Genomic DNA, 12,449 nt, shown 5'->3' with positions numbered 1-12,449 from the left:
TAGTTTAATTACTAGCTCTTTTTTTGTATTTGAAATTAATGGTCAATTGCATAGGTCAGCTTATCACTACGAAGTATTTGTGAGGTGATGTGTAAGGGTTGGCCCTTTTCGTCATAAACAAAGTCTTTAATTAGCATTAAAGGTGAGTTCTGGTCAACATTTAGTAGAACTGATTCTTCCTTAGTTGCAAATGCTATTTTAAAAGTCTTTCTGCCAGTACTAGGTATTGTTGAAAATTGTTCCTTCAACAACTGATATAAAGGACAATTAAGGTCAGCGCTTTTTAGTTGATTAAATTTTGGTGGCAACCAAATCCACTCAAGGCAAAAAGGTACATCATCAATATAACGAAGTCGATTGATTGCAATCAATTGTTCTGTATCCCCTAAATGGAAAAAAGCTCGTTGTTCATCGTTGCCATGAGTGAGTTCTACACTAATTAGGCGTGTTGACATGTTTTTACCAGCACGTTCAACACTATCAGTTAGACTAGAAAATTGATGCTTTTTTGTTTTGACCTCGTTTCTGTTGTCAGAAACGTATGTACCTTTTCCAGGTAATTTAATCAAAATGTTTTGATCTGTGAGCAATTTTAACGCTTTACGGACTGTAGTACGGCTAACTGCAAATTCTTCACGTAGTTCTGCTTCTGAAGGGATGCTACTACCAACTTGATATTGCTGGTTATTGATACGTTCTTTAATAATATTTGCCAAACTAACATAAAGTGGTAAATGCTCTGCTTTTTTTAACATAAATACCTGTCCTTAAATTTAACTTTCTCTAATTATAGCAAAAACCCTTTAAAATAAACATCTTTCCAACTTTATGCCTTCATTTTTTGATACCTGTATCAAAATATTAGCTTTACTTTTTAAATAAAGCGCTTTATTATGAAGTAAGTTAGATACATGTATCATTTTTTAAAGGAGAAAATACATGAAAGTACAAGAAGAAGTTTCGCAAATAGTCAAGCGAGCAGTTGACAGACTAGAAAAGCAAGGTGGGGTGAAACAAGTAGTCTGGATTGGAGCAGGTGGCTCATTTGGTGGTTTTTATGGTGCACACTATTTCATGCAACAAGAATCCAGTCAATTGTATTCAACAATGTGCACGAGCGGAGAATTCATTTATGCTGCTCCAAAGAATATTGATAAAAATACTCTGGTAGTACTTTGCTCTATGAGAGGAACAATTGAAACAATTGAAGCCGCGAAAGTTGCACGAGATTCCGGCGCGACAACAATTGCTCTGTATGTTGATGAATCAGAACTTGTAGAAGTAACAGATTTCAAAATTAAATATGAGAGTTTGGCTCTGGATGAAAGTAGACTAGACCGAGTAAACGGTAGTATTGGTCTTTGCATAGCAATGAACGTGCTTAATGAAGTAGAAGGCTATGAAAACTATGATCTGGCAATGAATTCATTTGATTTGCTTGATCCAATTTATCGTAAGGCCGTTGAATATACTACGCCACTGGCTAAAGAATGGGCCGAACTAAATAAAAATCAGAAAACAATATATGTAATTGCGAGTGGACCAGCACTTGGTGCGGCTTATGTTTTCTCAATTTGTAATTTAGAAGAGATGCTGCAATTAGATTCACCAACTGTACACAGCTATGAGTACTTTAACGGTCCGTTTGAAGTTACCGACAAAAATAGATCGATTTTTCAATTATTGGCTACTGGAAAAACCAGACCTGAAGATGAAAGAGCTCTGAGGTTTGAGCAAAGATTCGGTGGGAAGAAGCTATATGTTTTGGACGGCAAAGAAATAGGTTTAGATGATCTTAAGCCAGAAGTATCACCGTATTTTAACCACTCAATTTTCTCGTCAATTCTTAATAACGTATATATGCGTGAATTATCGTATACAACTCATGAAAGCTATGAGACACGCAGATATATGTGGAAAGAAGAATACAAATAATTAACTTGTTCAAAATACTGGTTGACACTAAATCTTACTAAAACTATGTGCACAAAGATAATAACTCAAAATTAAAATTATCATATAAAACAAATGATAACGCTTTAAACTGAAAATAATACAAAAATAATTTAATTATTTTCAAATAAAGCCTTTACAGAAATTGGGCGATATAATATTATACATGTGTACGTGTTAATACATCTTATATTTATGGGGAGCTGTATAACATTGTCCATGATTAGGGGTGAAAGAAAGTGAAAATAATTTTAGTTAGCCATGGAAAATTGGCAAAAGGTATGAAAGACACAGTTGAAATGATTGCCGGTCAACAAGAAAACCTTGAAGCATATGAAGCTTATGAAAATGGGACCAGTGATGACAGTTTTATCAATGATCTTAAAAAGTCACTTGCTTCAAGCAAGAACGATGATGTGATTGTCGTAACGGATGTTTTAGGGGGATCAGTTAATAATGAGGCCACACAATTACTGAAGGATCATCCGAACTTAACAATTCTAACTGGAATGAATTTACCTCTGATTATTACATTAGTTACGACAGTCAATTCTGGAATTTCAGATGAAAAGGTTTCAGAAGCGATTGATGAAGGAAAGAAAGGAGTTTTGTCTGTTAATAAGTTAATGACTGAAGAAGATGATGAAGGAGATTTATTATGATTAAAGTAATAAGAGTTGATCACAGATTACTACACGGTCAAGTTGTATTTTCTTGGACAAAGTTTGCCAATATTGAGCGAGTTATTGTCATTGATACTGCAACCGCAAACGATGATTTTAAGAAAATGTCATTGAAATTGGCTAAACCTGAGGATATTAAATTGAACGTGTTTAGTGTTGACGCAGCAATTGAAAAAATTGATCGAATTAAAGCGCTCGACGATAACATTATGTTGCTTTTTGAAAATGTAACAGAACTGAGTAAATTTATTGATGCTTATGGTCCAGTTGAAGAAATTAACTATGGCTTGATTCCTTCAAAAGATGGAGCTAAAAGATTTAGCAATGCAATTTACTTGTTGCCTGAGGAAGTTGAATTAACTAAGAAAATGTGCGACCAGGGTATCAAAATTTCAATGCAACAGGTCCCTTCGTCTAATAAGGAACTTCTAAATAATCTTATTTAGAAAGAAAGGTATTAAAAATGTTTTGGAAAGCGTTAATTGTCGGACTAATTGGTGTATTTGCCATGTTCGACTCCAGATTATTAGGACGTGAAAACTTTGAACAGCCACTGATCGTTAGTACTTTAGTAGGGCTAGCCTTAGGTGACCCAGCGAAAGGATTAATGGTTGGTGCAACCTTGCAATTGGTTTCAATGGGAATCGTTGCTGTAGGTGCAGCTACACCACCAGATATGGTGTTAGGCTCAGTTGTTGCTTCGGCTTTCGCTATTTTGTCCAACACGAGTGCTCAAGCAGCGTTAACAGTTGCTTTACCAGTTGCCGTATTAGGTCAAATGATTGGTATTGTCGTTAGAATGCTGTTTTCTTCCTTTAACCAGTTAGCAAATAAAGCAATCGATGCTGGTAAATTCAAGAAAGCTCGTAGCTACCACATTGTATACGGTCCAATTATTTATGCTCTGCTCTACTTTGTACCAATTTTCTTGGCTATTTTCTTAGGAACAAATGCAGTTTCGAGCTTCGTTAAATTGATTCCAGCTTGGTTGACAAATGGTTTGACCCTAGCAAGTAAGATTTTGCCAGCATATGGATTTGCACTATTAATGTCAACGATGATTGATAAGAAAAATGCAGTTTACCTATTTCTTGGTTTCTTCATTGCTGCATACGGCAAGATGTCAGTAATCAGTGTTGCAATTTTTGCAGTTATTTTAGTTGTTATCCTAAACAAGTTTATGTCTGGAAATGACAATAATAACTCTCAACCATCATCCAGTGACAGTTTAGATGACTTAGAAGAATTATAGGAGACAAAAATGGCTGAACAAAAACATACAGATAAACAACTACGTCATAAGTTCTCGCAATTCTTTTGGAGAGCATGGGCAATTCAGACTTCATGGAACTATGAAAGTCAAATGAACATGGGTTTTATGTACGGCATGGCACCAACAATTGATGAGATTTATGGTGAAAATCCTGACACTCCAGAAAAATTGCAGAAGAAAAAGGATGCATACCACCGTCACATGGCCTTCTTCAACTGTACACCACAGTTAACCTCATTTGTTTTGGGATTATCGTCGGCGATGGAAGAAGAGTATGCAGCTAACCCAGATACTTTTGATCCTGAATCAATTAACAGTGTTAAGACTTCATTAATGGGGCCGTTATCAGGAATTGGTGATTCTTTCTTCCAAGGAACAATTAAAATTATTGCTTTTGGTTTGGGAATCAATATGGCACAACAGGGTAACCTGTTTGGCCCAATTTTGGCAATGATTATCTCCATTATCCCTTCAGCAATAGTTACTTACTGGGGTGGTAAGTGGGGTTACCTACAAGGTAAGAAGAACATTCAGAAATTGATCAGCAACGGTACAATCAACCGAATCATGTCATTAATGAATGTGATTGGATTAATGGTTATTGGGGCAATGATTGCGACAATGATTGGAATTACAACCCCAATTAAGTTTGGCAAGAGTTTTGTTTTACAGACTACATTGGATTCAATCTTCCCGCAAATGCTTCCATTAGCCTTTACATTTGGGATGTTTTACCTGATCAAAAAGAAAGTAAATACTGCTTGGATTATGGTCATCTGTATTGTGGGCGGTATCCTACTTAGTGTATTGGGGATATTTAGTTAATTTATTGGTAATTAGTAATTTTAGAGAATATATTTTAGGAGAAAAAATTTATTATGGATTTTGGAAAAGTTAAAGCAATTGTTGAAGACATTAAGTCAAAGCAACCAGAAATTGACCGTGTAATGTTCGTTGGTTGTGGTGCCTCAATGGCAGATTTGTATCCTGGCTATTACTTCATTGCTCATGAGAGTACTAAGTTATTGTCATCAATTCAAACTGCTAATGAATTTAATTACGACACACCAAAAGGAGTAGGTGATCACACTATCGTTATCACAGCTTCTTTAGGTGGTAGCACACCAGAATCAGTTGCTGCAACTAAGAAGGCTAGAGAACTTGGTGCCCATGTTGTAACTTTGTCAATGGCTGAAGATTCACCAATCATTAAAGAAACTGAATACAAAGTTGTTCACGGTTTCCAAGAAAACTATGCTGCTAAGACTGAAAAGATGACATATTGCTTGGCTTTAGCAATTGAAATTGTTAAAGAATTTGAAGGCTATGAATTTTACGATGAAGCCTTAGCTGCCTTTGATGGCATGCCAGACTTGATTCAAAATGCAGTTAAATCAGTTGGTCCAGCTGCTAAAGAATTTGGTGAAAAATACAAAGATGAGAAGACAATTTATGTATTGAGTAGTGGTGCTTCACTTGGTGTTGCATATTCAACTGCTTCATTCCTCTTCATGGAAATGCAATGGATTGCGGCTCCAACTGTTCACTCTGGTGAATACTTCCACGGTCCATTTGAACTGACAGAGAAAGATGCGCCATACTTGTTATTTATGAATGATGGTAAGACACGTCATTTAGATGCTAGAGCATTAACCTTCTTACAAAGATTTGATGCACAAATCACAAATATTGACGCTAAAGACTACGGCTTAAACGAAATTGCTAGTGAAAATGTCATTGATTACTTTAACCCAATGATTCATACAGGTGTAATGCGTGTCTTTGCTGAAGAATTAGCTAAGGCAAGAAAGCACCCATTAACTAAGCGTCGCTACATGTGGAAACTTACTTATTAATTAAAACAATAATTATCGAAAAGGATCCTATTTTAAAAATAGAATCCTTTTTTCTTTTCTAAGGGTTTAATACTTATCCTACAGTTAATAAAATGAGAGGAATTTTTAAGATGGATAGTAATACGGTAAATGAAGCTGTTAAGCTGGCAGCAAATCATCATCAAGGAAAAATAACCAGTATTTACTTTACTGCATGTGGTGGTTCGCTGGTTGATTTTTATGTTTCGAAGTATTTTTTAGAAGCAGAAGCTAAAACAATAACTACTGGTTGGTATAATGCAAGTGAATTTGTAAATGTTCCACCGGCAAAGTTAGGTAAAGATTCGATTGTATTTATTTGCTCACACAGTGGTGATACAGCTGAAACGATAGAAGCAGCCAAAATTTCTCAAGAAAAAGGTGCATTTACAATTGGTTTGACTTTTAATAAAAATGCTAATTTACTGAAATATTCGAATGCTAAAATTATTTATGAATGGGGTAATGAGGAAGAAGTCGTCAACAACCCGATGGCAATTACACTAGATGCAACAGTAAAACTGCTACAAAACTTTGAAGACTATCAATGTGCTGCAGATTTTGACGATGGTTTTAAAAAGATTGATACTGTGATTTCAAGAGCAATCAGACAAGTACAACCGAGAACAAAGAAGTTTGCACAAGTTTATCAAAATGAGACAATGTTTTATGTTTTGGGAAGTGGACCGTCTTTCGGACATGCATATGGATTCTCTATCTGTTCGTTAATGGAAATGCAATGGTTAAACTCTTCTGCCATTCATTCTGGTGAATATTTCCATGGCCCTTTCGAAGTTACTGATAAGAATCTTCCTTATATTTTATTAAAAAGTTTAGGTAGAACGCGTGTATTAGATGAACGTGCCGAACGATTTTTAGCAAAGTATGCACAAAAAGTAGAAGTTGTTGACGCTAAAGAACTTGGTTTGGATTTAATTGACGATAAAGTTTCAGAGTACTTTAGTCCAATTTTGTTTTATACTGTTCTATGTGAATATAGAGCTAAATTGGCTGTTGTCCATGATCATTCATTAGACATAAGAAGATACATGGGCAAGGTGGAATATTAATATAGGTAGTGGTGACTTTAAGTGAAGGAAACGGGTTCTTTATACTCTCAAGTGATGGAGAAGATAAGACAGAAAATTATTAGTGGGGAATATCCAGTTAATAGTAAATTGCCAAATGAGTTTGATTTAAGTGAGCAATTTGATGTTAGCCGTGTTACTTTAAGAAAAGCAATTAAAGGCTTAGCTGATGATGGGTTGGTGGAAAAGATTCAAGGGGTTGGAACTTTTGTCCGACAGCCACAGAAAGTTAAACGCATCGTTAGTTCTTCGGCCGTAGAGAGTTTTTCAGAAATAGCTGAAAAAGAGGGCTTTAAAGCTAGTGTCGAAGTAGTTAAAGTCAAGGAAGTAGAAACACCTACTGAATTAAAGGATGTTCTTGAAAGTCGTAGAGCACTGTTTATCGAACGGGTACATTCGGTCAATGAAGAACCAATTATGCTTGAATGTAATTATTTTCCCTTACCTCGTTTTAAAAAGTTGAAGGACGAAGATTTACATAAGTCTTTGTATCAAATATTGCGTGAAAAATATCAAATCGATAAATTGAATTCACGTGACATGATTATCAGTGTTGCATTGGCAAGCTTGAGTGAAGCAAAGCTTTTGAAAAAATCGATTGGGTTCCCCTTACTACTTTTGCAGGTTTGTGTTGAAGACGAGAATCATCAGGTGGTTCATGCTGGTCAACAATACGTTATTTCTGATCGATATGAATTCCATGTGTAGTAAAAGGTAAGCTTTTTGATTGGTAATTGTAAAAAACGCAAAAAAGTTGATGAAGGAAATAAAGTGGTAATAACGTATAATTAGTTTTAGAATTAAAAATAAACCATAAAGAGCCGTTAGGTAAAGAATACTCTTGAGGAAGATAAATGAAGAAAAGTAAACTTGCCCTTGTCGCGATTAACCTTATTTTTTGGGTAACTGTCCCAGTACTTGGATTGACTGAGTCAAATCAGGTGGCAGCAGCTACTGTTAAAGGCTATGTTAAAACTAGAAGCAATAAAAAAGTGCGCTTATACACGATTAAAGGCAAGCACTCTAATTTTTATGCAAGTCCAAAGTATCGTTATCCATATAGTTCGAAAAAGAAAATTGGTAAACAAAAGCGTGTAGCATACAAGATTGGTAGTAATTCCCATTGGATTTTAGCTAAAGATGCAACTGTGATAAAACAGCCGAGTCCTGAAAAATATGTTCAAGCACAGCTACAAATGCCAGCGGGATATACCAAGCTAGAGCTGTTACAAGCCTATCAAGGCAATCCTAGTCAAGCTTTTATTAATGCTTCCATTAAAGGGATGAAGACTAATAGCTTTAGTCGCATTAGTGCAGCTGAAAATGAAGAAGATAACCATAATATGGTAGACTTGGCTAAACCAACACCAGAACAAATTGATACTTTAACCACTTTTTCACTCCGCTTAATTAATCAGGCTAGAAGCCAACTAGGTCTTGAATTGTGGCAAGACAGCGTTGGTGCACGAAAACTAGCGCGTGACATAGCAATCCAATATACTGAAAATAATAAAACAATCAAGGATAGTCATTACGTTACTGGGATAGTTAAAGCATGTAAGTCCAATGGACTAAATCTTGATGATAATTATGTCGAAGACATGGCAGGTTTTTATAATCCTAATAGAATAATGTCAATGACAGAATTAAAGAAAAGCGTTTATTTTGGTTTGAAACAAATGATTTTTGGCTATACAGGTAGTGGTGAAGAGGGTCGAAATGATCGCAGCAACTATCAAGAATGGGAACATGCAGGCGACCTATTTAATACTCAGGGCTCTCTACATGATGGTGATTATAACTATTATGGTTTTAGCCTTTCCCATAATAATGATATTTGCTCAATGCACTTTATCAGTGTTCCAACTTATATTGTAAAAAATAATACGTATAATACTGGCTTTAAGCCATAATGAATTTGTAAAGAAGATAGTCGAAATTTGACTATCTTTTTTGTTAGCAAATAATAAAAAATGCTAAAATTAATTATCTTGAATAAAGTGAGGGTTAGAAAATGCCAACTTATATTAAATTAGCGCAAAAAAGCGACTTACCAGAAATAATGAAGATAATTGACGAAGCAAAGCAATTAATGAAAAACGATGGTACTCCTCAGTGGCAAGAAGGAAAGCCTAATGAAGCAATATTATCTGATGATATTGAAAAAGAACGTGCATATTGTTTAATGGTTGATCACGATATTGCAGGAATTGCTGTTTTAATGACGACCCCTGAACCGACGTATAAGCAAATTGAAGGTGAATGGAACAATGATGTTGATCAATATGCGACAATTCACCGCATTGCGATTTCGACTCAGTTCCGTGGACAGCATCTAGGCAAAATTTTTATGTCCAACTTAATTTCTCGTGGAATGATGCTTGGAATACATAATTTTAGAATCGATACACATGCTGTTAATAAGAGAATGCAAGGTCTAATTAAAGCTACCGGCTTTGAAGAACGTGGAATTATTTATATTGATCAAACTGAAAACGGTGCTAGAAATGCTTATGAATTAAACTTGTAGTTTTGGCTAAGTTAATAAGGTAATTACGGATATAAAAAAATAATTTTCCCTCTTGACTTACGAACAACATTTTTCTATACTATTAAATGTTGAGCGAACAAGTAAAAGCTCAAAGGAATGGGTTATAGCCAAGTGGTAAGGCACTAGTTTTTGGTACTAGTATGCGCTGGTTCGAATCCAGCTAACCCAATTGTTCTTACGAACACCCAACCCAAATAAAGGCAGTTCATTTAATTATGAATTGTCTTTTTTATTATAAAAATTAATAACAAATTAAATAAATATGGTAGAAAAATAATTTTGTTAACTGTATAATTTAAAAAAAGCAAGAAAACAGAAGTTAGGGTGAAACATATGGTTAACTTAATTAATTACACTAAAAAAGGTCTAGCAGATCTTCCTTCAAATCCAATTTTGAAGTTTTCCGATTACGCAAGTAAGATTCCTGATGTTATCAAGTTCACTTTAGGTGAGCCTGATTTTGACACACCAGAGCACATCAAGCAAGCAGCTATCAAGAGTGTTACTGATAATCACTCACACTACGCTCCATCAAATGGAACAATTGGTTTGCGCAAAGCTGCAGCTAACTTTTTGGCTGAAAAATATGGTCAAAAGTATGATCCAGAAACTGAAGTTTTGGTTACTACTGGTGTTTCTGAATCAATTTTTGACACAGTTTTAGCGTGTCTTAACCAAGGCGACGTGATGGTTGTGCCTACTCCTGTTTTCCCACTTTATATGTCTGATGCTAATATCATTAATGAAGGAGTAGAAATTGTTAAAGTTGATACTTCGGACGATGGCTTCAAGTTAACACCAGAAAAATTGCAGGCTGTGCTTGATCAGTATGGTGACCGTGTTCGGATGCTGGTAATGAACTATCCTACTAATCCAACAGGGGTAACTTATGCACAAGAAGAGCTTGATGCATTAGCTGATGTGATTCGTGATAAACCAATCTTTGCCTTGTGTGATGAAATTTACAGTGAACTTTGCTATGACGGTCCGCACGCTTCAATGGAGAAATCATTGCATGACCAAGTCATTGTAATGAATGGTGTCTCGAAGGCATGGGCAATGACCGGATACCGGATTGGAATTGTTTGTGCTCCAAAGGACGTTTTGGAACAAATCGCTAAGGTGCACCAAACAATCGTAACAACAGAACCAACACCAATGCAGGATGCGGCTGAAGAAGCATTTAAAAATGGGATGGATGATTCCAAGCCAATGAAAGAAGAATTCCAAAAACGGCGTGACGTTTTATACAAAGGTTTAACTGAAATTGGCTTTGAATGTGCAAAACCTGAAGGTGCCTTCTACATCTTTGCTAAAATTCCGGAAGGACTAGAGCAAGACGATAACAAATTTATTTATGACTTGGTTGATAAAGCTCATGTCGCTGTTACAAGTGGTTCATGCTTTGCAAAAGGTGGTGAAGGCTATATCCGTTTCTCATATGCAGTTGCTATGGCAGAGATTGAGGAAGGCCTAAAACGAATTGCAAAATACGTTGAAGAATATAAGAAGTAAAATAGCATAATTTTTGCTTGCAATTACGCATGTTTTTAGATAAGATAATTAACGTGCGTAACGGAGGAGTAGCGAAGTGGCTAAACGCGGCGGTCTGTAAAACCGCTCTCTCTGAGTTCGGCGGTTCGAATCCACCCTCCTCCATTATCAGTGGGTTATAGCCAAGTGGTAAGGCACTAGTTTTTGGTACTAGTATGCGCTGGTTCGAATCCAGCTAACCCAATTAAGATTACAAACTAAAGGCAGCTGTTGATAGTTGCCTTTTTACTTTCTTTTGTTGACTGTTTAAAATACAATTTTCATGCGAGAATAATGACTTGGCGCTGAAAAATAGTAGTAGCTAGTTTGCTTTTTAACTAAGAAGGGAATTTTATGTCGAGACTAGTTAAAGTTGGGGCTGGAGGTAGTGAAATCGGCTGGCACGAAGCTTTAAAAGATTTACGTGCAGATGATGTATTACTTCTAGAACCGGGCTTTTATGAATTACCACAGGATACCCTGTTTTCAGACATTACAGTTAAGGGTACTGGTAGTTTGCCAGAAGATACGACAATTCTTGGCTATGTTAACATTGCGGCTGATAGTCAGTTTGTTAACTTAGAGAATTTATGCATCAATACTAATACAGATTCAAACAGCTTATTTGTGCCCGCTGAAGCAAACACTTATTTAACATTACGCAATTGCATAATTAAGGGTTACGGTAACGATACGGCAGCCATTGCCGCTAACGGTAAAGTGACCTTAGAACTGTATTCAACCATGATTTTAAATGGTTCACTATCTATTTTTGCAAACGCCGATTTTCGCTTAGAAATGAATGATTCTTCAATTGAACATGTTTCGGAAGAATTTGGTACTTTGGCACTTGAGGGTCACGGTACGGCTATTATTAATAATTCTCGTATTCATGGTAGTATTGATACTTTTACAAAAACTAATGCGGAAATTGATTTAAATAATTCCGTTACAAATTCAATGCTGCTTCAGGGTGAAGTTTGGCTGAATATGTTGAATAGTAAAGTCGTATCCGATGATGATACCTCGATGTATATTACTGATAAAACGTGGGCTAACATCATTGGTTCGGATTTTAATGGTGGAATCTATCTCGATAAAACACCGCACGTGATTATTCAAAACAGCCAACTTAACCGAATGATCGCAGTTAATGATGCAGAAATAACAATGATTAATTCTATTGTAGTTAATCATGCTGATTTTCAAGATAAGGCAAAGTGTTCGGCACGCAGAGTGACTTTTAATGGCGGTGCTGAATACCAATACTTTTTAGCGCTTGGTGACCAAGCATTTTTAGAAGGTCATGACCTGATTTTTAATTCTAATGGGGCCGACTTGGCAGTGAAAGATGCAGCCAAGATGCATGCTAGTGTGATTGCCAGTAGTGATGACTCGATTGCTGTTGAATGCAGTCAAGGAGCTAGTGTGCAACTTTTGGGTATGAAGTGGACCAACAAGAAAAAATAGCGCCAAAAAATTAATTTGATTTAG

At 35.9% G+C, this 12,449-nt stretch carries 13 protein-coding genes and 3 tRNA genes; 15 read left to right on the top strand and 1 reads right to left on the bottom strand.

What is annotated here, in order from left to right; all coding sequences use genetic code 11:
* Positions 1 to 35: 35 nt before the first annotated feature.
* Positions 36 to 755: a GntR family transcriptional regulator gene (locus H3R25_RS08085; protein ID WP_198194936.1), complete on the bottom strand. Its 720-nt coding sequence runs from the start codon at positions 753 to 755 to the stop codon at positions 36 to 38.
* Between the two features lie 184 nt (positions 756 to 939).
* Between H3R25_RS08085 and H3R25_RS08080 the strand changes: the two genes are divergently transcribed.
* The 15 genes from H3R25_RS08080 (at position 940) to H3R25_RS08010 (ending at position 12,425) form a co-directional block, all read left to right on the top strand.
* Positions 940 to 1,935, top strand: a complete 996-nt coding sequence (locus H3R25_RS08080) for a sugar isomerase (RefSeq protein WP_187158702.1) — start codon at positions 940 to 942, stop codon at positions 1,933 to 1,935.
* Positions 1,936 to 2,192: 257 nt separating this feature from the next.
* Entirely contained in the window at positions 2,193 to 2,615 is a 423-nt protein-coding gene (locus H3R25_RS08075; protein ID WP_046306097.1) for a PTS sugar transporter subunit IIA, read from the top strand.
* Positions 2,612 to 3,082, top strand: a complete 471-nt coding sequence (locus H3R25_RS08070; RefSeq protein WP_046306099.1) for a PTS sugar transporter subunit IIB — start codon at positions 2,612 to 2,614, stop codon at positions 3,080 to 3,082. Before H3R25_RS08075 ends, H3R25_RS08070 begins: the two co-directional genes overlap by 4 nt.
* A 17-nt stretch (positions 3,083 to 3,099) precedes the next feature.
* Positions 3,100 to 3,888, top strand: coding sequence for a PTS sugar transporter subunit IIC (locus H3R25_RS08065; protein WP_046306101.1), 789 nt, complete (start codon positions 3,100 to 3,102; stop codon positions 3,886 to 3,888).
* A gap of 9 nt (positions 3,889 to 3,897) precedes the next feature.
* A complete protein-coding gene (locus H3R25_RS08060; protein ID WP_198194934.1) occupies positions 3,898 to 4,734 on the top strand; it encodes a PTS system mannose/fructose/sorbose family transporter subunit IID in 837 nt (278 codons plus the stop codon).
* A 53-nt stretch (positions 4,735 to 4,787) separates the two neighbouring features.
* Positions 4,788 to 5,765 (top strand): SIS domain-containing protein, encoded by a 978-nt coding sequence (locus H3R25_RS08055; RefSeq protein ID WP_187158700.1) that lies wholly within the window; start codon positions 4,788 to 4,790, stop codon positions 5,763 to 5,765.
* Between the two features lie 110 nt (positions 5,766 to 5,875).
* Positions 5,876 to 6,853, top strand: coding sequence for an SIS domain-containing protein (locus H3R25_RS08050; protein WP_198194932.1), 978 nt, complete (start codon positions 5,876 to 5,878; stop codon positions 6,851 to 6,853).
* Between the two features lie 21 nt (positions 6,854 to 6,874).
* Positions 6,875 to 7,579 (top strand): GntR family transcriptional regulator, encoded by a 705-nt coding sequence (locus H3R25_RS08045; protein WP_341464002.1) that lies wholly within the window; start codon positions 6,875 to 6,877, stop codon positions 7,577 to 7,579.
* A gap of 146 nt (positions 7,580 to 7,725) precedes the next feature.
* Positions 7,726 to 8,784: an SEC10/PgrA surface exclusion domain-containing protein gene (locus tag H3R25_RS08040; protein WP_198194928.1), complete on the top strand. Its 1,059-nt coding sequence runs from the start codon at positions 7,726 to 7,728 to the stop codon at positions 8,782 to 8,784.
* 101 nt (positions 8,785 to 8,885) lie between these two features.
* Positions 8,886 to 9,401 (top strand): GNAT family N-acetyltransferase, encoded by a 516-nt coding sequence (locus H3R25_RS08035; protein WP_198194926.1) that lies wholly within the window; start codon positions 8,886 to 8,888, stop codon positions 9,399 to 9,401.
* A gap of 118 nt (positions 9,402 to 9,519) precedes the next feature.
* Positions 9,520 to 9,591: transfer RNA gene (locus tag H3R25_RS08030), tRNA-Gln, on the top strand.
* A gap of 164 nt (positions 9,592 to 9,755) precedes the next feature.
* Positions 9,756 to 10,937 (top strand): aminotransferase class I/II-fold pyridoxal phosphate-dependent enzyme, encoded by a 1,182-nt coding sequence (locus tag H3R25_RS08025; protein ID WP_187158695.1) that lies wholly within the window; start codon positions 9,756 to 9,758, stop codon positions 10,935 to 10,937.
* A gap of 62 nt (positions 10,938 to 10,999) precedes the next feature.
* A tRNA-Tyr gene (locus tag H3R25_RS08020) sits at positions 11,000 to 11,081 on the top strand.
* Positions 11,082 to 11,088: 7 nt separating this feature from the next.
* Positions 11,089 to 11,160 (top strand) — tRNA-Gln (locus tag H3R25_RS08015).
* Positions 11,161 to 11,309: 149 nt separating this feature from the next.
* Positions 11,310 to 12,425, top strand: a complete 1,116-nt coding sequence (locus tag H3R25_RS08010; protein ID WP_187158694.1) for a hypothetical protein — start codon at positions 11,310 to 11,312, stop codon at positions 12,423 to 12,425.
* The last annotated feature ends 24 nt before the right edge of the window (positions 12,426 to 12,449 follow it).

The organism is Lactobacillus sp. M0390 (genome assembly GCF_016102085.1).
Classification (GTDB): Bacteria; Bacillota; Bacilli; order Lactobacillales; family Lactobacillaceae; genus Lactobacillus; species Lactobacillus apis.
Note: the sequence above shows the minus strand (reverse complement) of the source record. Positions and strands in the feature narration are given on the sequence as shown.